The organism is Roseibium sp. Sym1 (assembly GCF_027359675.1).
Classification (GTDB): Bacteria; Pseudomonadota; Alphaproteobacteria; order Rhizobiales; family Stappiaceae; genus Roseibium.
The window spans coordinates 4228815-4249990 of record NZ_CP114786.1 but is presented as its reverse complement, the minus strand read 5'-3'; the positions used below and the strand labels follow the sequence as shown (position 1 = coordinate 4249990).

General features: G+C 61.8%; 18 protein-coding genes. 7 read left to right on the top strand and 11 right to left on the bottom strand.

Annotation, left to right across the window (positions count from 1 at the left end; all coding sequences use genetic code 11):
- Positions 1–7: 7 nt before the first annotated feature.
- The 10 genes from O6760_RS19305 to O6760_RS19260 all read right to left on the bottom strand — a co-directional run bounded on the left by O6760_RS19305 (position 8) and on the right by O6760_RS19260 (position 9819).
- Entirely contained in the window at positions 8–292 is a 285-nt protein-coding gene (locus O6760_RS19305) for a hypothetical protein (protein ID WP_269581336.1), read from the bottom strand.
- Between the two features lie 110 nt (positions 293–402).
- Positions 403–1314 carry a methylenetetrahydrofolate reductase [NAD(P)H] gene (gene metF / locus O6760_RS19300; protein ID WP_269581335.1) on the bottom strand — a complete coding sequence of 304 codons (912 nt, stop codon included), beginning with the start codon at positions 1312–1314 and terminating at the stop codon, positions 403–405.
- Between the two features lies 1 nt (position 1315).
- Entirely contained in the window at positions 1316–2326 is a 1011-nt protein-coding gene (locus O6760_RS19295; protein WP_269586311.1) for an ArsR/SmtB family transcription factor, read from the bottom strand.
- A gap of 192 nt (positions 2327–2518) precedes the next feature.
- A complete protein-coding gene (locus tag O6760_RS19290; RefSeq protein ID WP_269581334.1) occupies positions 2519–3907 on the bottom strand; it encodes an FGGY-family carbohydrate kinase in 1389 nt (462 codons plus the stop codon).
- A 6-nt stretch (positions 3908–3913) separates the two neighbouring features.
- Positions 3914–4228: an L-rhamnose mutarotase gene (rhaM, locus tag O6760_RS19285; RefSeq protein WP_269581333.1), complete on the bottom strand. Its 315-nt coding sequence runs from the start codon at positions 4226–4228 to the stop codon at positions 3914–3916.
- 4 nt (positions 4229–4232) lie between these two features.
- On the bottom strand, positions 4233–5249 hold the full coding sequence (locus O6760_RS19280; RefSeq protein ID WP_269581332.1) for an ABC transporter permease: 1017 nt from the start codon (positions 5247–5249) through the stop codon (positions 4233–4235).
- Positions 5246–6229: an ABC transporter permease gene (locus O6760_RS19275; RefSeq protein ID WP_269581331.1), complete on the bottom strand. Its 984-nt coding sequence runs from the start codon at positions 6227–6229 to the stop codon at positions 5246–5248. Before O6760_RS19275 ends, O6760_RS19280 begins: the two co-directional genes overlap by 4 nt.
- Positions 6226–7785 carry a sugar ABC transporter ATP-binding protein gene (locus O6760_RS19270; RefSeq protein ID WP_442969809.1) on the bottom strand — a complete coding sequence of 520 codons (1560 nt, stop codon included), beginning with the start codon at positions 7783–7785 and terminating at the stop codon, positions 6226–6228. Before O6760_RS19270 ends, O6760_RS19275 begins: the two co-directional genes overlap by 4 nt.
- Positions 7786–7878: 93 nt before the next feature.
- Positions 7879–8871: a rhamnose ABC transporter substrate-binding protein gene (gene rhaS / locus O6760_RS19265; RefSeq protein WP_269581329.1), complete on the bottom strand. Its 993-nt coding sequence runs from the start codon at positions 8869–8871 to the stop codon at positions 7879–7881.
- Between the two features lie 141 nt (positions 8872–9012).
- Entirely contained in the window at positions 9013–9819 is an 807-nt protein-coding gene (locus O6760_RS19260; RefSeq protein WP_269581328.1) for a DeoR/GlpR family DNA-binding transcription regulator, read from the bottom strand.
- Between the two features lie 184 nt (positions 9820–10003).
- Here O6760_RS19260 and O6760_RS19255 point away from each other — a divergent pair, with 184 nt between their 5' ends.
- Together O6760_RS19255 and rhaI are read left to right on the top strand one after the other, a co-directional pair.
- Positions 10004–12106, top strand: coding sequence for a bifunctional rhamnulose-1-phosphate aldolase/short-chain dehydrogenase (locus O6760_RS19255; RefSeq protein WP_269581327.1), 2103 nt, complete (start codon positions 10004–10006; stop codon positions 12104–12106).
- A 217-nt stretch (positions 12107–12323) separates the two neighbouring features.
- Positions 12324–13607, top strand: a complete 1284-nt coding sequence (rhaI, locus tag O6760_RS19250; protein WP_269581326.1) for an L-rhamnose catabolism isomerase — start codon at positions 12324–12326, stop codon at positions 13605–13607.
- A gap of 527 nt (positions 13608–14134) precedes the next feature.
- Here the strand turns inward: rhaI and O6760_RS19245 are convergent.
- Positions 14135–15223, bottom strand: coding sequence for a GntR family transcriptional regulator (locus O6760_RS19245; protein WP_269581325.1), 1089 nt, complete (start codon positions 15221–15223; stop codon positions 14135–14137).
- Between the two features lie 136 nt (positions 15224–15359).
- Here O6760_RS19245 and O6760_RS19240 point away from each other — a divergent pair, with 136 nt between their 5' ends.
- The 5 genes from O6760_RS19240 to O6760_RS19220 all read left to right on the top strand — a co-directional run bounded on the left by O6760_RS19240 (position 15360) and on the right by O6760_RS19220 (position 20833).
- Positions 15360–16574, top strand: coding sequence for an ABC transporter substrate-binding protein (locus O6760_RS19240; RefSeq protein ID WP_269581324.1), 1215 nt, complete (start codon positions 15360–15362; stop codon positions 16572–16574).
- A gap of 62 nt (positions 16575–16636) precedes the next feature.
- A complete protein-coding gene (locus tag O6760_RS19235; protein WP_269581323.1) occupies positions 16637–17503 on the top strand; it encodes a carbohydrate ABC transporter permease in 867 nt (288 codons plus the stop codon).
- A 9-nt stretch (positions 17504–17512) separates the two neighbouring features.
- Positions 17513–18397, top strand: coding sequence for a carbohydrate ABC transporter permease (locus O6760_RS19230; protein WP_269581322.1), 885 nt, complete (start codon positions 17513–17515; stop codon positions 18395–18397).
- Between the two features lie 3 nt (positions 18398–18400).
- Complete coding sequence (locus O6760_RS19225; protein WP_269581321.1) at positions 18401–19483, top strand: ABC transporter ATP-binding protein; 1083 nt, start codon at positions 18401–18403, stop codon at positions 19481–19483.
- Between the two features lie 9 nt (positions 19484–19492).
- Positions 19493–20833 (top strand): class-II fumarase/aspartase family protein, encoded by a 1341-nt coding sequence (locus O6760_RS19220; protein WP_269581320.1) that lies wholly within the window; start codon positions 19493–19495, stop codon positions 20831–20833.
- The last annotated feature ends 343 nt before the right edge of the window (positions 20834–21176 follow it).

The window sequence follows — 21176 nt, the reverse complement described above, 5'->3', positions numbered from 1 at the left end:
GGTGGCGTCAGGTGTCCTGATCGGTCTCGTCGTCAAGCCCGTCCCAGAACTTGGTGCGATGGTGCTCGTCCTCTTCCGAGGGCTGCCAATCGTCGCCGCGCGCCTCGAAAACCGCCAGGAGCCCCAGGATCTCGAGCGCCGAATGCGCCCGGAACTCATGGTCCTTGTCCCTGGCGACAAGCAACGGCGGCTTGCCGGCGGCCACATCGATGACATGAAGTTCAAAGCCTTTTTCCCGCAAGACGGTGCTTGCGGTCGCTTCAACGTTGTCGGCGGTACTCAGCTTTGCCATTGCGACCAGGTTCTCGGTTTCCGGAACCACTCGCGGCCTTGAGGACCGCGGCCGGTTCCAATCGTTCAAGATCGATCAGTGTCTTCTCGTTCGGACAAACGCGGCCCCCTTCAGGCGGCCAGGTTCTCCGGTTCGTTCCGGCCCATGCCCAGCATGTGGCAGATGGCATAGGTCAGGTCGGCGCGGTTCATCGTGTAGAAGTGGAAGTCGTTGATGCCGCGATCGACCAGGTCCATGACCTGTTCGCAGGCGATCGAAACGCCGACCAGCTTGCGGGTTTCCGGATCATTGGAGAGACCGGCAAAACGGCGGGCCAGCCATTGCGGGATCGACGTGCCGCACTTGGCCGAGAATACCATGGTCTGCTCGAAATTGTGGATCGGCAGGATGCCCGGGATCACCGGAATGTTGATGCCCGCGGCCGCAATGCGCTCCAGGTATTCGTCGAACAGGTCGTTGTCGAAGAAATACTGGGTGATGATCCGGTCCGCACCGGCATCGACCTTGCGCTTCAGATTGTCGATTTCCTTCTGCCACGTCCCGCTTTCCGGGTGTTTTTCCGGGTAGCCGGAAACGGAAATGTCGAAATTGGCAATTTTCTTGATGCCGGCCACAAGGTCCGTGGCATAGGCATAGCCCTCATCATGCGGCACATAGCGCGAGCCGATGCCTTCCAGCGGGTCGCCGCGCAGGGCCACGAGGTGACGCACGCCCAGATCCCAGTAGTCCTTGACGATGGCATCGACTTCAGACCGCGGCGAGCCGACACAGGTCAGGTGCGCCGCCGGGGCCAGATTCGTTTCCTTCAGGATGCGCTCGACCGTCTTGTGCGTACGCTCCCGTGTGGAACCGCCCGCGCCATAGGTGACCGACACGAAGGACGGCGACAGCGGCTCCAGGCGCTGGACCGTGCTCCACAGGGTCTCGGCCATCTTGTCGGACTTCGGCGGAAAGAACTCGAAGGACGCGGTGATCGGCGTCGAGGCGGCCTGGTGCGAACGGCGGTTGGAACTGTCAGTCATGTTATGCGACCTCTCGGGAGGGATTTTGAGCAGGCAGGTCGGTGACGATGCGTCGGTCACGCGCCAGCCAGAGCGTTACGGTGAGATTGGTTTCGTTGTCATCGCCCGGAACCAGGTCTGTCACCTGTTCCAGGTCAAGCTCGAGTGCTTCCAGCCAGCGTTCCATCTGCTCATGGCCGAAGCCGAGCCTGCGATGGGCATGTTTTTCACGCAGGAACTCAAGTTCATGCGGGGCGAAATCGATGATCAGCAGGCGGCCGCCGGGGCGCAGGGCCCGCGCGGCCTCGTTGAGCGCCCGGGCCGGTTCGTCGAGGAAATGCAGCACCTGGTGGATTGCGACCACGTCGAAGGACCGCGGCGGAACGTTCAATGCGTAGACGTCGCCGTGGCGCACTTGCGCGTTCGACAATCCGGCCTTGGCCAGATTCGCCCGGGCAACCGCCAGCATGTCATGCGACGCATCGACTCCGAGCGCGGACGTATACTGGTCGGACAGGACCTCCAGCAGGCGCCCGGTGCCGGTGCCCAGATCCAGGAAGGACTGAAAGGGCTTGTCGCCGAGGGCGGCGCGCATGGCTGCCTCCACGTCCTCTTCGGACACGTGCAGCGAACGCTCCCGGTCCCAGGTCAGCGCGCGGGCGGCGAAATAGGCGGCCGCCTCCTCCGCCTTGGCCTTGCGGATTGCCTGGAACCGTTCCTGGTCCGCGGCAAGCACGGCATCGTCGGTGGAAATCCGGGCAACGAGGTCCCGGGCGAGCTGGCCTTCCGGCCCGTCCGCCAGACGATAATAGACCCAGGCGCCTTCCGGGTAGCGCTTGATCAGATCCGCTTCGGCCAGGAGTTTCAGATGCCGGGAAATGCGCGGCTGGCTCTGCCCCAATATGGCCGTTGCATCCTTGACCGTCAGTTCGCTTTCCGCCAGGAGCGCGATCAGCCTGAGACGCGTGGTCTCGCCGACCGCCCTGAGGGCGGCAAGGGTATCTTCCACGGATAGGGTCTGCTCTTCGGTCATCGCGGTCACTTGCGCTCATCTGGCATCAATGTCGATATAAAGATATCTTTATATCAACGAGACAGCCAATGCAAGCGATCAAAACAATTGCGACGTGGAATGGTTTATAAGCGGCAACCTTGCTGGAACCAATGCGCCGGACCAGTGATATCCGGTTCCGAAACGTGACAATCCGGCTGGAATGGATGCTTGTTATGAGGCCCGCAGCTGCCTGAACCAGGCCTCGGCATAGGCCTCCAGCGCCGGATCGGGGGCGCTCGCCTCCCCTGTCGCGTCCGGCTCTGCCGCCGGCAGCCGGTCCGATCCTGAAACAAGCATCGCGGCGCCAATGCTCGTGCCCGTCGACGACCCTCCGGAGACGGTAACCGGCCGCCCGGTCGCCGCTCCCAGCATGTCGAGGTAAAGCGCGTTTTTCGCAAAAGGCCCTTCGACGATGACCGGCCCGTCCGCCCCGCTCATGGCAAGGCATTCGGCGGTCATCAAGGCCAGGTACCACGAGACGGCGACGAACCGTTCGCCATCACTGAGGCCCGTCTCCTCGACGCTCCAGCTGGAATGCCTTCCCTGGAAGGGGCCGGACCTCGGCTCCACGGCCGGAAACAGCATGGCCCGGGTTTCAAGGACCTTCACCCTGTCGGCTTCGGACCAGGTGCGGTCCCGGCCCTTTGTCACGATGTCGAATTCCCGGCCGCCCATGAAACGGGCGGAGGGGACCGGGTCGCCGAAGGCGTTGACGTTGATCAGCGTATCGCGCGCCGGATCGAGCTGGACAGGACGGCCGCCAATCGCCAATGCGATCACCCAGGTACCGGTCGAGACCACCGAGAACGGCGGTTTTCTGGCAGCCAGATGCGGATAGAGCGACGCATTGGAATCGTGAATGCCGCAGGCAACCGGTGTTGCAGCGGCCAGGCCGGTGCGCTCGGCGACCGCAGGCAGGAGCGTTCCAAGACGATCCCCCGCCTTCTTCACCGGCGCCATTTTCCCTGCAAGACCAAGCCGGTCCACCAGGGTGGAAAACCGGTTCTCTCCCGGACACCACAGATCGGTGTGACAGCCGAGCGATGTCACCTCGTTGGCCGCCACACCTGTCAGCCGGAAGCTCCAGTATTGCGGATAGGTCAGAACCATGGCGACCCGGTCAAGCAGCTCCGGATCGCTTCTCAGCTGCCAGTGCAGCTGCGCGCCGAGATTGAGCCCCATGGAAAGACGCGGCGAACCGGTTTCGGCGAAGTCCGGACGGATCGCGTCGTAGTCGGCGGCAAGGCTGTCCGGGCCGTCGAACTCATAGTCGAGCATCGGCGCCGCAAGCTTGCCGGCCCTGTCGAGCAGCACGGCACTGGCGCCATGGGTCGTTACCGAGAGCGCATCGATCCGGTGTTGACGGTTGAGGTCCGCCAGCGCCTCGCAGATGAAGGTCCAGTGGCCTTCAAGGTCATAATGCGGATAAGGCGGTCCGGGCAGCACCTGGTTCGGCCGGCTCAGCACGCCGATCTCGCGCTCCCCGGCCAGATCGACCACGGCGACCTTCACGTTGGTCTTGCCGATATCGATTACACCGACATGCCGGATATCGCTCATTCCCGGTCAGTCCAGGTGAAAAACGGTTTCAAGCGCCGTGACGACGGGCTCGTTGTTCGGGTGCGAGGCCATGATGTCGGCCATATGCGCCCACCATTTCTGCATCACCGGATGATTGGGCAGGTCGTCCATCCTGTGGCCGTCCTCGCGCCACAGGACACCGAAGAGGATATTGGTCTCCCGGTCCAGATGGATCGAATAGTCCTTGATACCGGCCTCTTTCAGAAGCGAGACCAGCTCCGGCCAGATCTCGTCGTGGCGTTTCCTGTATTCCGCTTCCATGCCCGGGTTCAGCTGCATCTTGAAGGCGATTTTTTCCATGGGATCAGACCTTGCGTTTTGCCAGGAGCTGGCGGGCGATACGCGGCAGGGCGATCACGCCGATCAGCAGCAGGCCGATGAAAATCGACATGACAATGCCGGGCACGTTCAACAGCCCGAAGCCGAAAGTGACCATACCCATAACGAAGGCGGCGATCACCACACCCGGAATGGAGCCCGAACCGCCCAGAATGCTGACCCCGCCAAGCACGACCATGGTGACGACCTCAAGCTCCCAGCCGAAGGCGATGGAAGGCCGGGTCGCGCCGAGCCGCGAGGTCAGGCAGATCGCGGCGACGCCTGACATCAGCCCGGTCAGCAGGAACAGGGCGAATTTCACCCGTGTCACCCGGATACCGGAAAAGAGCGCTCCCACCGGGTTGTTGCCGATGACATAGACGGTCCTGCCGAAATTGGTCCTGTGCAGGATCACGGCGAAGACAACGGCCAGCAGCGCGAACAGCAGCAGCTCAAAGGAGATCACCCACCAGACATAGCCTTGTCCGAAAAAGGCGAAGCTGGAGGGATAACCGGTATAGGCCTTGTCGCCGAGCACGATGTAGGAGATGCCCCGGAACAGGCTCATGGTGCCGATGGTGACCACAATGGACGGCAGACCGAAGCCGGTGACCAGCACGCCGTTGAACGCGCCGCAGGCCAGCCCGACGCCGAGACCGATCAGCACCAGCACCGGCGTGTCCGCGCCCATCTGCACGGCAAAGCCCATGGCGGTCGACGCCAGCGCAATGATCGAGGCGACGGACAGATCGATCTCGCCGGAAATGATCAGCAGGGCCATGGCAAAGGCGATCATCGCCTTTTCGGTGAAGTTGAAGGTCGCGTCGGAAAGGTTCCACGGGTCGAGAAAATAGGGCGAGGCGAAGCTGTTCAGGATGAAAACGGCGACGGCCACACCGAGCAGCAGCAGCTCCCAGCTCCCCAGGAAACGCTGCAGCGGCGATTTCAGCCGGTCCGGGATCTGCCGTCCGGCGGGACTGGTGTCAGGTGCGGTGACGCTCATGCCGCATGCTCCGCTTTTTTCAGGATCACCCGGCCCTTGGTCCGGTTAGACGTGGCGTTGAAGGCGACCGCGATGATGATGGCACTGCCGGAAATGGCCAGCTGCCAGAAGGGCGAGATGTTGATCACCGGCAGGGCGTTCTTGACGATGCCGAGGAACAGGGCCCCGAGCAGTGCACCGCCGACCGACCCGATACCGCCGGCAATCGAGATGCCGCCGATGACGCAGGCCGCGACCACTTCAAGTTCGAACCCGCCCGCGATGTCGACATAGGCGACCGCATAACGCGCCACCCAGAGGTAGCCCGTCAACCCGGCCAGCGCGCCGGAAATCACATAGGCGGCACACTGGGTCAGACCGACATTGATGCCGGTATAGACAGCGGCATGCGGATTGCCGCCGACGGCAAAGAATGCCCGGCCGAGCGGTGTGCGCCCGATCAGGACGACAAAGCCCAGCACCACCAGGATCGCGATCCAGGACAGCACAGGCAGGCCGAGCACGACCTCGCGCGGGAACGCCTTGAAGGCATCGCTCATCTCGTGGGCGTTGATCCACTCGCCGCCGGAAATCACGAAAATGATGCCCCGGTAGATGGTCATGGTGCCGAGCGTCACCACGATCGGCGGAATGTCCAGCCGCCAGACCAGCAGCCCGTTGAAAAGCCCCATGAGCGCACCGAGGCTGACGGCGATCAGAAGGATCAGCGGCACCGGCAGGCCGGGCATCGCCGTGTTCAGCATGGCAACCACCATGCCCGTCAACGCAAGGTTGGCCGCGACGGAGAGATCGATGCAGCGGGTCAGGATCACGACCATCTGCCCCAGGGCCAGGATGATCAGTGGCGCCGTGTCATTGAAGACATTGGCGAGGTTCGACGGCGCGACGAAGGCGGGGAAGCGCGAGGCGATGGCACCGACCAGGATGAGGATCGCACCCGCCAGGATCGCCTCGCGGGATTTCAGAACCGGCGGGATCATGAGCGCACCTCCGTGATGCCGGCCGCCGCGCGCACCAGATGTTCGGGTGTCAGGTCATCGCCTTCATATTCGGCGGCAATGCGCCCTTCGCGCATGACGATGACCCGGTCGGACATGCCGAGGATTTCCGGAATTTCCGAAGACACCATGATGACGGCCAGGCCTTGGGCGGCGAGTTCGGCCATGAACTCGTGAACCGCGGCCTTGGACCCGATGTCGATGCCCTTTGTCGGTTCGTCCAGGATGATCACCCGCGGCTTCGTGGCCAGCCACTTGGCGATGACCACCTTCTGCTGGTTGCCGCCGGAAAGCTCGCCGATATCCTGGTCGAGCGCGGCGGCCCGCAGGTCCAGCCGCTGCGTGTAGTCGCGCGCCAGCCTGAATTCCTCGGCCAGCCTCAGGAACCCGTTTCGGGACGTTTCCTTCAGCGACGGCAGGGAGACATTCTGAAAGATCGGCAATCCCTTGATCGCGCCCTGCTTGCCGCGATCCTCCGGCACATAGACGATGCCGTGGCCGATGGCCTGGTTCGGGTCGCGGATGACGGCAACCTGGTCATCGATGCGGATCGCGCCCTTGGACGGTTTGGTGATGCCAAAGAGAGCCTGCATGAATTCGCTGCGGCCCGCGCCGACCAGTCCGTAGAACCCCAGGATCTCGCCGGCCCGTAGTGAAAAGCCGATATCCTCGAATTCGGTCGGGTGCGAATAGCCGACCACCTTCAGGACCTCGTCGCCCAGCTGCGGACTGCGCTTCGGGAACACCTGGTCGACGGAACGGCCGACCATCAGCTTGACCAGCTCCTGCTCTCCGACCTCCGCGATCTTGCCGGCCCCGACCATCTGGCCGTCGCGGAAAACCGTGTAGCGGTCCGCAATGCGAAAGATCTCGTCGAACTTGTGGCTGATGAAGAGGATCGCCTTGCCTTCGGCCTTCAGCCGCTCGACCAGCTCGTAGGTTTCCTCGATTTCCTTGTGCGACAGCGATGCTGTCGGCTCGTCCATGATGACGATGCTGGCATCGATGGACAGCGCCCGGGCGATGGCCACCAGGTGCTTGTTGGCGATGCCGAGATCCTTGAGGGTTACGGCAGGATCGATCTTCGCGCCGATCCGGTCCAACAGCGCCCGCGCCCTGTCCACCATGGCCTTGCGATCGATCAGTCCGAATTTCGTCTTCGGTGCGTGGCCGATAAAGATGTTTTCGGCCACCGAAAGATCGTCGAACAGGACCGTTTCCTGGTGAATGGCCGTGACCCCTGCCCGGCCCGCATCCTGCGCGGTCGGGAAGGTGACGGGCGCACCGCCGATCCGGATCTCGCCCTCGTCCGGCTGGTAGATACCGGTCAGAACCTTGACGATGGTCGATTTACCGGCACCGTTTTCCCCCACCAGCGCGGTGACCTCGCCGGGATGGAGTTCCAGCGAGACTTCCGAGAGCGCCTTGACGCCCGGGAAGGACTTGGAGACTCCCTTCAGGGACAGAACGGGGCTGACGGCGTCGCCCGATTGCGGATGCACGTCCGCACTGCCCTGCGTGTTCGCAAGCATGACCATATCCCGGAGCCTGGTGTTAGAAGTCTTGAGGTGAGGACCCGGAGCCTAGGCACCGGGTCCCGGACAGTTTTCCGTCAGGTCGTGACGACCAGCTTAGAAGATGTCCTTGAAGTCGTCGATGTTCGAGCTGTCATAGACGAACGGATCCGCCATCGCGCCTTCGTTGCTGTCGTTGAGCGTCAGCGTGCCCATGCGGCCCATTTCGATTTCCGCGCCCGGCGCTGCCTCGGCCTTTCCGGTGGCCAGGTTGTAGGCCAGCATGGTGGCGGAGTAGCCGAGATCGATCGGGTTCCAGATCGCGAAGGACTTGGACGCGCCGGATTCGATATGACCGGCCATTTCGGACGGCAGGCCAAGACCGGTCACGTTGATCTGGCCGGCTTTCTCCGCATCGGAAACAGCCTGGGCAGCGGCAACGATGCCGACGGAGGTCGGCGCGATGATGGCCTTCAGGTCCGGATAGGTCTGCATCAGGCCCTGGGCTTCGCGGTAGGACTTGTCGGCAAGGTCGTCACCATAGACGGTCGCGACCACGTTGATGCCCGGGTAGTTGTCCTTGACCTTGTTCATTTCCTCGATCCAGATGTTCTGGTTCGTGGCGGTCGCGGAGGCGGAAAGAACGGCGACGTCACCGCCGTCGGGCAGGTGATCGGCGGCCAGCTTGATGATCATGTTGCCGATCAGCGGATTGGACGACGGGTTCAGATGCAGCTGACGGCCCTCCGGCGCGACACCCGAATCCCAGGAGATGACGGTGATGCCGCGGTCCATGGCCTTCTTCAGGGCCGGCACCAGGGCATCCTGGTCGTTGGCGGAGATCGCGATGGCGTCGACCTTCTGGGCGATCAGCGCATTGATGACCTCGATCTGGCCTTCGGCCGTGGTGTCGGTCGGGCCGGTATAGATGATCTCGACATCGCCGAGTTCCTTGGCGGCCTCTTCCGCGCCTTTCGCGGCAGCTTCAAAGAAGCCGATGCCAAGCGCCTTGACCACGAGGGCGATGCGCTTGTCCTCGGCCTGGGCCGGCCCGGCGATTGTGACGGCGGCAACGGCAGTTGCGGCCAGAAGTGATTTCCAGAGTTTCATTGCTTCCTCCCAAAGATCAACCTGCATTCCTTGGAATGCAGGAAGTTGATCGCTCTTAAGTGCTGGAGCATCTTGTCCGCGTTCGTCGAACGCGGGATGCACCAGTCTGCCGCCCCTCCTCAGGACCCGGCAGAATGTCGGCTACCCGTTCGAGGTCGCCTTGCTCTGTGCGGCGCTCACCGGCGCCACGATCAGATTGATGTCGGCCTGCTCCAGCATCTTGGCCGCGCTGTCCGTGATGCCGTCATCGGTGATGACGGTCGATATCCGGTCGAGCGCGCACAGGATCAGGCTGGACCGTGCACTGAATTTCGAACTGTCCACCAGGACCACCAGCTCGTCCGCCTGGCCGATCAGCTTCTGCTCCGCCTGGATCAGCAGCGGATCCGCTTCCATCAGGCCCAGCGGCCCCAGGCCCTGGGCGCCCATGAACATGCGCTTGGCGTAGAAGTTCCGGGTCACGTCATTGTCGAAGGGACTGAGGATGATGTTCTGTTCGCGGTAGATCACCCCGCCCGACAGCATGATGGTGTTCTTGGAATTCTTCAGGAGATGCTCGGCAATCGGAAACGAGTTGGTGAACACTTGGCAGCGCTTGGTCGCCAGCGGATGCACCATCTGGAACGTGGTCGTTCCGCCATTGACGATGATTGCGTCGCCGTCCTCGCACAGATCCACCGCCTTTTGAGCGATTGCGCGTTTCTGCGCGATGTTGATCGTTTCGTTGACGCTGAACGGCCGGCCGGCCAGGCCGACGAATTGCGGCGGATGTATCGACTCCGCCCCGCCCCTGACACGGCGCAGCTTCTTCTGAACATGCAGCTGGGCAATATCCCTGCGGATGGTTGCCTCGGAGGAATCCGTCAACGCCACCAGTTCCTGCACCGTCACGACCGGACGATCCTGGACTGCGGACAATATGATCCTGTGGCGTTCTTTCTCGTGCATCTGGTCCTCCCATTGATCGAACATTTCCACTGATACCGGTCACTGTCAATCATAAAATGTCAAAATTGATCATTTTGCAGTGCAATATGATTGTTTCTGATCGTTTTTGATTGACATACCGATCCAATCAGGCGAGTTTCTAGTCAACGAGACACAAGCTGTCAGGCTTTCATGGGAGGAAAAGATGTTGAATTCCGCTGCCGGGTCCCGGCTGGCCGATCTGTGGGATGACCAGAAGGCCTCCGGCATGAACGAGGCGGAGCTTCTGCTCTACCGTTCCAATCTCCTCGGATCCGACAAGCGCATCACCAACTATGGCGGCGGCAACACCTCGGCCAAGGCGATGGAAAAGGACCCGCTGACTGGCGAGATGGCGGAAGTGCTCTGGGTCAAGGGCTCGGGCGGCGATGTCGGCACCATCAAGATGGACGGCTTCGCGACGCTCTACATGGACAAGCTCCGTGCCCTGAAAGGCATCTATCGCGGCGTCGAGTTCGAAGACGAGATGGTCGGCTACCTGCCCCATTGCACCTTCAACCTCAATCCGCGCGCCGCCTCCATCGACACGCCCCTTCATGCCTATGTGCCGAAGAAACATGTCGACCACATGCATCCGGACGCGATCATCGCGATTGCGGCTGCCAGCGACAGCAAGGCGATCACCCAGGAGATCTTCGGCAGCGACATCGGCTGGCTGCCCTGGAAGCGCCCCGGCTACGAACTCGGCCTGTGGCTGGAAAAATTCTGCCTCGAGAACCCGGATTCGCGCGGCGTCGTTCTGGAAAGCCACGGCCTCTTCACCTGGGCCGACGATGCGAAGACCTGCTACGAAACCACGCTGGAAATCATCAACAAGGCCATTGCCTGGTTCGAGCAGAAGACCGCCGGCAAGGAGGCCTTCGGCGGCTCGAAACACCGGGCACTTGCCCCGGCGGAGCGCCGAGCCGTTGCCGCGAAACTCATGCCGGCCATCCGCGGCATGGTGTCCGGCAAGCAGCACATGGTCGGTCATTTCGACGACAGCGACGCGGTGCTGGAATTCGTCTGCTCGAAGGACATGGAGGCGCTCGCCGCCCTCGGCACAAGCTGTCCGGACCACTTCCTCAGGACCAAGATCCGCCCGCTGGTGGTCGACTTCGACCCGAACACACCGGATGTCGACGAGACCCTGTCCGGCCTCGGCGCCGCCGTCGAGGCTTACCGGGACGATTACGCCGCCTATTACGGCCGCTGCAAGCATGACGACAGCCCGGCTCTGCGCGATCCCAACGCGGTTGTCTATCTGGTCCCCGGCGTCGGCATGATCACCTTCGCCAAGGACAAGGCGACCGCGCGCATCTCGGGCGAATTCTATACCAACGCCATCAACGTCATGCGCGGCGCCTCCAGCGTCTCCACCTATTGCGGCCTGCCTGAGCAGGAAGCCTTCGACATCGAATACTGGCTGCTGGAAGAAGCGAAACTCCAGCGCATGCCCAAGCCGAAGAGCCTTGCCGGCAAGATCGCCCTCGTGACCGGCGGCGCCGGCGGCATCGGCTCGGCCACGGCGGAACGGTTCCTGCGCGAAGGCGCCTGCGTGGTCCTTGCGGACATCGATGCCGATGCCCTTGGCGCGGCCGCCGACAATCTTTCCGGACGCTATTCGAAGGACGTTGTCCGCGCCGTCACCATGGATGTCACCAGCGAGGAAGCTGTCGCCGACAGCTTCGCCCGCGCGGCGCTGGAATTCGGCGGCGTCGACATCCTGGTGTCGAACGCCGGCATTGCCTCGTCCGCGCCCATCGAGGAGACGACGCTAGACCTGTGGAACCGCAACATGTCGATCCTGTCGACAGGTTACTTCCTGGTCTCGCGTTCCGCCTTCCAGGTCATGAAGACCCAGGGTGTCGGCGGTTCGATCATCTTCATCGGTTCCAAGAACGGCCTTGCCGCCTCGCCCGGTGCCAGCGCCTATTGCACCGCCAAGGCCTCCGAGCTGCATCTCGCCCGTTGCCTCGCGCTGGAAGGCGCTCCGGACGGCATCCGCGTCAACGTGGTCAATCCGGACGCGGTCCTGCGCGGGTCCAAGATCTGGTCGGGCGACTGGCTCAAGGAACGCGCAGAGGCCTATGGCAAGGACACGTCGGAGCTGGAGGAGCATTACCGCCAGCGCTCGCTGCTGAAACGCTCCGTGCTGCCGGAGGACATTGCCGAGGCAAGCTACTTCTTTGCCTCCGAGGCCTCCGCGAAATCGACCGGCAACATCATCAATGTCGATGCCGGCAACGTCCAGGCGTTCACGCGGTAACGACAAGCCAATATCCTCGTTCTGAGAGGCTAAACAACTCCCGTCATCCTGAGGAGGACCGTCAGGTCCGTCTCGAAGGATGGGTGGCAAATTCAAAGAGCAGGAGGCCAATCCTTCGAGACGCGCGCCTGGCGCGCTCCTCAGGATGACGCACATGGGGTGGCGATGCCCTCCCCCTACTCTCAATGGCCAGGAATTCCTGAAAAGGATCTTCAAGATGATGATCGACACGGCACTGATCGCCAGCGAAAACGAGGCACGGACCGAAACGCTCAGGCGCGACTACGACATTCTGGGCGAGCGGTTGGACCGGCAAGACATTTCCATTGACGCCATCAAGGACAAGGTCGCCGCCTATGGCGTTGCCATTCCGTCCTGGGGCGTCGGCACCGGCGGCACGCGCTTCGCCCGGTTTCCCGGCAAGGGCGAACCGCGGCACATCTTCGACAAGCTGGAAGATTGCGCCGTCATTCACGAGCTGACACGGGCAACGCCGAACGTCTCCCTGCACATTCCCTGGGACAAGGCCGACCCGGCCGAGCTGAAGGCAAAGGCCCAAACCCTCGGGCTTGGCTTCGACGCCATGAACTCCAACACCTTCCAGGACCAGGACGGCCAGGAGCGCTCCTACAAGTTCGGCTCCCTCACCCACACGGATGCGGCCACGCGCCGGCAGGCCATCGAACACAATCTGGAATGCATCGAGATCGGCAAGACGCTCGGGTCCAGGGCCCTGACCATCTGGATCGGCGACGGCTCCAATTTCCCCGGCCAGGTCAATTTCACCCGCCAGTTCGAACGCTATCTGGAGGCCGCGAAAGAGATCTATGCCGGCCTGCCGGACGACTGGCGGCTCTTCACCGAACACAAGATGTACGAACCGGCCTTCTATTCAACGGTCGTGCAGGATTGGGGCACCAACTACATGATCGCGCGGGAGCTGGGCGACAGGGCCTGCTGCCTCGTCGATCTCGGCCACCATGCGCCCAACGTCAACATCGAGATGATCGTCGCCCGGCTGATCCAGTTCGGCAAGCTCGGCGGCTTCCATTTCAATGACAGCAAATACGGCGACGACGATCTCGACACGGCCTCGATCGATCCCTACCGCCTGTTCCTGGTGTTCAACGAACTGGTCGACGCGGAAACCCGCCATGCTCCAGGCTTCGATCCGGCGCACATGCTCGACCAGTCGCACAACGTCACCGATCCGATCGAAAGCCTGATGGTCTCGGCCATGGAGGTCCAGCGCGCCTATGCCCAGGCCCTCATCGTCGACCGCCCCGCCCTGACCGGCTTCCAGGAAGACAACGACGCCCTGATGGCAACGACCACGCTGAAGACAGCCTTCCGCACCGATGTCGAACCGATCCTGGCCATGGCCCGTCTCGAAAACGGCGGCGCCGCCGACCCGGTCGCCGCCTACCGCGCGGCCGGCTACCGCCAGAAGGTCGCGGAAATCCGCCCGGAAGTTTCGGGCGCCGGCGGCGGGATCGTCTGAGGTCTAGGTGACGGACCCATAAATGTAGATGAAATGGTTTGAGGCGAATTGGTCTTCAACAAGGAGCGAAAGCGCAGGAAATGTGGTTCATTTTCAAGCCTTTCGCGACGCTGAGGAAGCCCAATTCGGTCAAATCCGAAGGACATGGAAATGGCTTCACTCCGCGTCGTCAGTGCGCTTGACCGGGCAATAAGCCCGCTCCACGCACCCTTCCTAGCGGTGTTTCGCCATTTTCCATGCCATTTCGTCTTCATTTATGCGTCCGTCACCTAAAGGCAGGCCGGAAAGACGGCAATCGGCAGTGAGCGTTGAGATGTTCGGAAATTGGCCGGATGCGAACTGTCCGGTTTCGCTCACCTGGCCATCGAACCGGACAATCGCGGTGCCGGCCACATGGTTGGATCCGGTAGGTGCGGACACGTGTTCGGCCCCGGATCTCCTGGGCAGGGCATTCTCGAGAGATACGAAGAACGGATCGGTTGATCCGGCAGGCGAAGCCGAAAACGTGTCCTCACCAGGCTTTCGGATCACCGATCCGCGACAGATGGCCCTTCAAGAAGGCTCAGGGGCAGGTATCGCACGCGGTATTCACTGTCGGGCCGATCCCACCGCCTCCGGATCGTCTGCTCAAGGGCTTCGGCCTGTGCGGAGGTCGTCGAGCCTGCAACCGAGAAAAATCCTCCGTGCTCGCTCTCGAGATCCGTACGCCCGAGGAGGACGACCGACAGCGTTCCAGGGACGTCGATGCCCTTTTCCCTCAGTTGGTCGAGAAACACGTTTCCGCTCTCAACACCCCAGACGATGAGCGCGGAGAAGGGCAGTTCGCCCGACGAATTGCGCGTATTCGCAATCTCTTCGGCCGCCTTTGCGGCGAAGTCCTCCTGTGGCCACGCCGGCACTTGTATCACGGTGTGCGTATCCGGTGCGCCGTCCATCCGGCATTCGAACCAGATCCTGCCGAGTTCCGCGGCAAGCACGAAGTGCGTGCTCAACACGAGGCCGATCCGGCTGTGGCCGTGGGAACGCAGATGTCCGAGTGCCAGCTCGACGGCGCTCCCCCATTCAAAACCCACCGCATCCACCTCCGTGCCTGCAAGAACGGCTCCGTCCACGACGATTGCTGCCGACTTGCGCCGCACCGCAGCCAACATGTCGATCGTGATCGTCTCGAAGGTCGACTGAATGATACAGGCGTCGAAATGAGGCAGGTTGCGCAGGATGTCCAGGGCATCGCGGCTGTCCGTATAGGCCACTTCGACGACCCGGCAATTGTTTTCCTGAAGGTGTGCCTGCAGGAGTTCCAGAACGCGCCGACCGCGCTGCAGGCGCGTTGACCGGCGCAGAATAAGGACCGATTTCTGGTCGGCCCTTCCCTTTGTTTCGTGCGTCTCGGCCGCAAGTCCCCGCGCATGTTCCTCGCCCACGAAAAACGTCCCGCGTCCGACCTGTGCGGATATTTTTCCCTGCGCCTTGAGCCGCTCCGTCGCACGCAGAACGACGGCCTGGGAGACGCCGAATTCGGACATCAATTGCCGAACGGTGGGGACACGGTCGCCCGGACGGGCATTTGTCGCAAGGGATTCCAGATAGGATTCAAGACGTTGAGTAGCCTGCATGCGCAAACAATACAATGAAGAAATGCTCAGAAGCAATACAATTTGCACTCGATTGACAAATGCATTCCCGTGAAGTAGATACAAATCATACAATATGTTCAGATTGTATTGTATTTGAATTCCAAGGGAGGAAGTTATGCGTCTAGCATTGTCTGTCATCGCGGTTTGCGCTGGGATTGCCACTCCGGTACTTGCCCAGGAGAATGCCGAGGTCATCCACTGGTGGACCTCGGAAGGCGAGTCCAAGGCCGCCCGGACACTCGCGCAGTCGTTTGGCGCGGCCGGCGGCAATTGGGTCGACAACGCAATCGCCGGAGCCTCTGCGGCGCGGCAAGCCGCTGTCACCCGCATCATCGCGGGCGATCCGCCAGCTGCCAGCCAGTTCAATACCGGCAAGGAGTATCTGGATCTGGTAACCCAGGGCTTGCTGGTCGACATCGGCGATGTCGCCGCCGGGTGGGAGAAAACCATGCCGGCCGCGCTTCTGGCTGCGTCGCAATATGAAGGTGGCGTCTACGCGATGCCGATGAACATTCATGGCCGCAACTGGATCTGGTACAACACAGCCCTGCTGGAAGAGATTGGCGCAACGCCGCCCACCGGCTGGGGCGACGACATGTTCGCGGCGCTCGACAAATTGCAGGCGGCCGGCAAGGTCCCCCTGGCCCTCTCGGGGACGCCGTCCTACACCCTGTCTCTGTTTGAATCGATCCTGCTCGATTTCGGCGGGCCGGACCTTTGGTACGCTCTCTACCGGGACAAGTCCGACGCCGCCTTCGAAGATCCCGACTTGCGCAAGGCCCTCGAGACATTTGCACGGCTACGTGACTATGTAGACGAGGGCTCCTCCGGTCGCGCGTGGAATGCGACCATCGCAATGATCATCAACGGCAAGGCCGGCATTTCCTCGCAAGGGGACTGGGCGAAGGCCGAGTTCACCGCCGCCGGCATGACGGCCGGGGTCGACTACGGCTGCGTGCTCGCCAACGGCGTGGTGAATATTGGCGGAGACGTGTTCGTCTTCCCGGCACAGAACGACGAGGCGCGCACCAAAGCGCAGAACCTTCTGATCCGGACGCTGGCAGACCCCGCGACACTCAGGGATTTCAACGCGGCCAAGGGCTCCATCCCGCCGCGAAGCGATGTCGACATGACCGGCACGGATGCGTGCGCCGAAACCGGCAGCGCGGCGTTGCGGTCCCAGGATACAGCCGTTCCGCGGTTGTCCATGCTCGTTGACGGGACCGTCAAGGGATCCCTTACGGATCTGATTGTCGAATTCTGGTCGGATCCCTCGATGCAGATCGATGACGTGGTCGCCCGGTACAAGGAAATTGTTCAGAACGGTTGAGCTGGACAAGTCACCGCCGGCGCGCACTCCCAGCGCCGGCGGCCTCTCAAGGAAAGAATACCATGAAGATGTCTCAGGCGCGGCTCGCGCTCCTGCCCATGTTTGCGGTCGTTGCGGTGGTCTATGTCGGCTCGATCGTCTGGACCGTCGGGATCTCCTTCACCCCGTCGCGCATGCTGCCGATCTACGAGTTCGCCGGGTTCGATCAGTATGTGGCGCTGTTTCGTTCATCCCGTTGGACGACCTCGCTCGTCAACATGTTCATCTTCGGTGGGGGATATATCGGTGGCTGCCTGGTTCTGGGATACCTGATGGCCATCTTTATCGACCAGAAGGTTCGGGCGGAGAACACGCTGCGGACGATCTATCTCTACCCGCATGCCATGTCCTTCATCGTCACCGGTCTCGTGTGGAACTGGATGCTCAGCCCGACCGACGGTATCCAGGAGTTTGTCCGGGGCCTTGGCTGGGAGAGCTTTACATTCGACTGGATCGTGCGGCCGAAACTGGCGATCTATACAATCGTCATTGCCGGTGTATGGCACGGCGCTGGTTTTGTCATGGCTCTTCTGCTTGCCGGACTCCGGGGCGTGGATGAGGAAATCTGGAAAGCCGGCCGCATCGATGCCATCCCGCGCTGGCGCATGTACTTGCACGTCGTGACGCCCATCCTCGCGCCTGTCTTCGCCACGTCGGCGGTGCTGCTTTCGACCCACGCCATCAAGTCCTACGACATCGTCGTGGCGATGACCCACGGAGGTCCGGGAATTTCGACCGAAGTCCCGGCGAAATACGTCATGGATTACCTCTTTGAACGCGGAAGCATCGGTCAGGCAGCGGCTGCCGCGACCGTCATGCTGATGATGGTCGCGGCCATCGCCGCACCGGCACTTTACGCACGCAGCTTCGCCAAGTCGCGACAGCGGTAGGAGGCACACATGAACAATCAGAGATCCCGCCGCCCCGCGAAACCCTGGCTCAGTCCCGCGAGACTTGGCGTCTACAGCTTCCTGTTCGTGTCCGCCCTGTTCTTTGCGCTGCCACTCGCCGTCATGCTGATAACCTCGCTGAAAACCATGGAGGAAATCAGGACCGGATCGATTTTCAGCCTGCCGGAGACGCTGAACCTTGCAGCCTGGGCAAAGGCCTGGAGCAGCGCCTGCACCGGCATCACCTGCGACGGCATTCAGGTGGGTTTCTGGAACTCGGTCCGAATTCTCATTCCGGCGACCATCCTTTCCGTATTGCTCGGCGCGCTCAATGGCTACGCACTGGCGCTTTGGAAAGTGCGCTGGTCGGGTCTTGCCTTTCTGCTGCTGATGACCGGGACATTCATTCCCTATCAGGTCTATGTCTTCCCTCTGGTTCAGCTCTTCGCGGCGACAAAGACTTTCGGCAGCCTCTTTGCCATTGTCACCGTGCATGTGATTTTCGGCATGCCCGTGATGACGCTGATTTTCCGCAACTACTTCATCTCGGTGCCGGAAGAGATCTTCAAGGCCGCGCGGATCGACGGGGCCGGGTTCTGGTGGATCTTCGGCATAATCATGTTGCCGATGGCTACACCCGTGCTGATCGTCGCGGTGATCTGGCAGGTCACGGGCATCTGGAACGACTTTCTTCTCGGGCTGATCTTCGCCGGCCGGGACAACCTGCCCATGACGGTTCAGCTCAACAACATCGTCAACTCTCAGTTCGGCGAGCGCGAATACAACGTGGACATGGCCGCTACCGTGCTGACGGCGCTTGTTCCGCTCGCTCTCTACTTCATCTCAGGCCGCTGGTTCGTTCGGGGGATCGCTGCCGGCTCGGTCAAAGGATAAATCATGTCTGCCATCTCCATTGACAACCTCATCGTGAGTTTCGGTGCAGTCACTGTGCTGCGCGACCTGAATCTCGATATCAAATCCGGAGAATTCCTGGTCCTGCTCGGTTCTTCGGGCTGCGGAAAGTCCACGCTCCTGAACGCGATCGCCGGCCTTCTCGAGCCGTATGACGGCGCAATCAGGATCGGCGAGCGTGACGTGACCTGGATCGAACCGAACCTGCGCGGCATCGCCATGGTGTTTCAGTCCTATGCGCTCTATCCGAAGATGACGGTTCGCGACAATCTCGGGTTTGCGCTTCGCGTGGCCCGCGTCCCCAAGGCGGAGCGAGCCGCAAAGGTCGAGAAGGTGGCGGAGTTCCTCCAGCTCTCCCCCCTGCTCGACAGACGCCCGGCCCAGCTATCGGGCGGGCAGCGCCAGCGCGTAGCGATTGGCCGGGCGTTGGTTCGGGAGGCCGAAGTCTTTCTGTTCGACGAGCCGCTCTCCAACCTCGATGCCAAGTTGCGTGCGGAACTGCGCGTCGAGATCAAGCGTCTGCATCGCACGACCGGTAAAACGATGATCTATGTCACGCACGACCAGATCGAGGCACTGACGCTCGCCGACCGCATCGCGATCATGAAGGATGGAATTATTCAGCAACTCGGCACACCCGAGGAGATATACGACCGGCCCCTGAACCGGTATGTCGCCGGTTTTATCGGTTCGCCCAGCATGAATTTTCTGCGGGGGACATTCACTCTCTCGCCGGACCTGGCGCTTCTGACGGATGCCGGGGAGGTCAGTCTTGACGGGTACGACTTCGTTTCCGGACCGCGCGCGGTTGCCGAAGCGGAACTGGGCATACGCCCTGAGCAGTTCCAGCTGACCGATGCAGACAGTCCCACTGCAATCCTGAGGGGCACAGTTGACCTGACCGAAATGCTCGGGGCGGAATCGATCCTTTGGTGCGACATCGCCGGGCAGCAGATCGCGGTTCTGGCCCAGGGGAAACCTCCCGTCGCCGCCGGAGAGCCTGTCGGACTGACATTCGATGTTGCCCGCACGTCGCTGTTTGATGCGGCAACCGGAAACAGGATTTGAGGCGTTTCCATGCCGGTTGGAATGTACGACTCCTTTATCACCCGCGGCTGGTTTGATGCTGAAGTTGCAGCCACCTGGAGCGATGTCTCGACGCTTCAGGCCTGGTTGGACGTCGAAGTGGCGCTTGCCGCGGCGGAGGCCGAGCTAGGCCTCGTTCCGCACGACTGTGCGGCCATCATCAAGGAAAAGGCCCGGACCAAGTTCTTTGATATCGAGGATCTCGTCCGGCGTATCGCACAGTCGGAGCACCCTTTCGTTCCGGTGCTGGCCCAGTTCGAGGCGCTGTGTGGCGAACCAGCCGCTGGCTTCATCCATTTGGGTGCGACGACCCAGAATATCTTCGATACCGCGGTCTCGCTGCAGATGCGCGCATCGGTCGACCGCATTCTCGCGCTGCTGGCTGACACGCTGGCAGATCTTCGCCAGCTCGCTTCTCTCCATGCCGGAACAATGCAGGCGGGCCGCACCCATGGACAGCACGCACTGCCCACGACCTTCGGATTCAAGTTGGCCGGCTGGATCGATGAAATCAGCCGCCACCGACTTCGTCTGGAAAGCCGCTTCGACGAGGCCTTCGTCGCCAGTCTGGGGGGAGCAATCGGCACGGGTGCAGCACTCGGTCGGCACCCGGAAGAAGTCGAACGCCGTATGGCCGCCTATCTGAATCTCCGTCCTGCCGGATTGGCGGTGCGTTCAAGTTATGACCGTGTCGCGGACTACCTTTCAACGCTTTGTCTTCTAGGCGGTACGCTGGAGAAGATCGCCGGCGACGTTGTGTTCATGCAGCGCACCGAAATCAGCGAGGTCTCGGAAGCGTTTCATCTGGGAAAGGTGGGCAGTTCCACCATGCCGCAAAAGCGCAATCCTTCCACCGCGCTCAAACTGGTGAGTCTGTGCCGGATGCTGCGTGGCCGCCTGCCGTTGATCGCCGAATCGATGGTGCGCATGGATGAAGGCGACAGTTCGGCCACCAATGTGGCCGACGTGACCGTGCCGGAGATTGCGGTATTTGCCGGCTCGGCCTGCGCAACATTGCGCGACCTCGTTGCCGGACTCGTGGTTCATCCTGAAGCCATGGCTCGCAACCTGGACATAACCGGAGGCCTTATTGTTTCGGAGGCCGTGATGATGGGCCTGTCTCCGGAGATTGGCCGCCACGCCGCCCATCACTTACTTTACGAAGTTGCCCAGGAGTCCCAGACGACATGTAGGCCGTTTGAGGAAGTCCTGCGTGGTCACCCGGAGATGCGACGCCTGGCGCCGGAACGTCTCGATGCGCTGCTCGATCCCGCCAACTACACCGGCCGTTCGTCAGAGACCGCGCAAAAAGCGGCAAGAGTAGTGCGGTGACCATTGCGGGCTGCAACTGATCTCAAAGCCGGCATCGGCCCTTCCCGGGCGTTGGCCTCGGCCAGGAGAACGGCTGGTTTCGGAATATTCAACGTCGCCGGCGAACGGTCAGCTTGGCAGAGCAAAGCGGCCATCGACCGATGCCCACGTTGACCGTCGTTTTGAGCCTCCAGCATTTCCTGACACCGATCCAGGAACTGAAAGCCGGTTCGCTCCCGGTATCTCGACTTGGTCCAAACCGCCCCAGGCCGTTGCGGTTCGCATCAAGAACACCTGTCACGATGCGCTCGGCGAGCCGGGAGCCGGACCGCACAAGAGCAGGTTTGCGTCCTGGAACCGCTTT

What these genes read in the sequence shown, in the direction of transcription:
- O6760_RS19295 (WP_269586311.1), bottom strand. Translation starts at nt 2,326, where the DNA reads ATGACCGAAGAGCAGACCCTATCCGTGGAAGATACCCTTGCCGCCCTC.
- O6760_RS19290 (WP_269581334.1), bottom strand. Translation starts at nt 3,907, where the DNA reads ATGAGCGATATCCGGCATGTCGGTGTAATCGATATCGGCAAGACCAAC.
- metF (WP_269581335.1), bottom strand. Translation starts at nt 1,314, where the DNA reads ATGACTGACAGTTCCAACCGCCGTTCGCACCAGGCCGCCTCGACGCCG.
- O6760_RS19235 (WP_269581323.1), top strand. Translation starts at nt 16,637, where the DNA reads ATGAAGATGTCTCAGGCGCGGCTCGCGCTCCTGCCCATGTTTGCGGTC.
- O6760_RS19270 (WP_442969809.1), bottom strand. Translation starts at nt 7,785, where the DNA reads ATGGTCATGCTTGCGAACACGCAGGGCAGTGCGGACGTGCATCCGCAA.
- rhaS (WP_269581329.1), bottom strand. Translation starts at nt 8,871, where the DNA reads ATGAAACTCTGGAAATCACTTCTGGCCGCAACTGCCGTTGCCGCCGTC.
- O6760_RS19255 (WP_269581327.1), top strand. Translation starts at nt 10,004, where the DNA reads ATGTTGAATTCCGCTGCCGGGTCCCGGCTGGCCGATCTGTGGGATGAC.
- O6760_RS19305 (WP_269581336.1), bottom strand. Translation starts at nt 292, where the DNA reads ATGGCAAAGCTGAGTACCGCCGACAACGTTGAAGCGACCGCAAGCACC.
- O6760_RS19230 (WP_269581322.1), top strand. Translation starts at nt 17,513, where the DNA reads ATGAACAATCAGAGATCCCGCCGCCCCGCGAAACCCTGGCTCAGTCCC.
- rhaM (WP_269581333.1), bottom strand. Translation starts at nt 4,228, where the DNA reads ATGGAAAAAATCGCCTTCAAGATGCAGCTGAACCCGGGCATGGAAGCG.
- O6760_RS19280 (WP_269581332.1), bottom strand. Translation starts at nt 5,249, where the DNA reads ATGAGCGTCACCGCACCTGACACCAGTCCCGCCGGACGGCAGATCCCG.
- O6760_RS19240 (WP_269581324.1), top strand. Translation starts at nt 15,360, where the DNA reads ATGCGTCTAGCATTGTCTGTCATCGCGGTTTGCGCTGGGATTGCCACT.
- O6760_RS19225 (WP_269581321.1), top strand. Translation starts at nt 18,401, where the DNA reads ATGTCTGCCATCTCCATTGACAACCTCATCGTGAGTTTCGGTGCAGTC.
- O6760_RS19260 (WP_269581328.1), bottom strand. Translation starts at nt 9,819, where the DNA reads ATGCACGAGAAAGAACGCCACAGGATCATATTGTCCGCAGTCCAGGAT.
- rhaI (WP_269581326.1), top strand. Translation starts at nt 12,324, where the DNA reads ATGATGATCGACACGGCACTGATCGCCAGCGAAAACGAGGCACGGACC.
- O6760_RS19275 (WP_269581331.1), bottom strand. Translation starts at nt 6,229, where the DNA reads ATGATCCCGCCGGTTCTGAAATCCCGCGAGGCGATCCTGGCGGGTGCG.
- O6760_RS19220 (WP_269581320.1), top strand. Translation starts at nt 19,493, where the DNA reads ATGCCGGTTGGAATGTACGACTCCTTTATCACCCGCGGCTGGTTTGAT.
- O6760_RS19245 (WP_269581325.1), bottom strand. Translation starts at nt 15,223, where the DNA reads ATGCAGGCTACTCAACGTCTTGAATCCTATCTGGAATCCCTTGCGACA.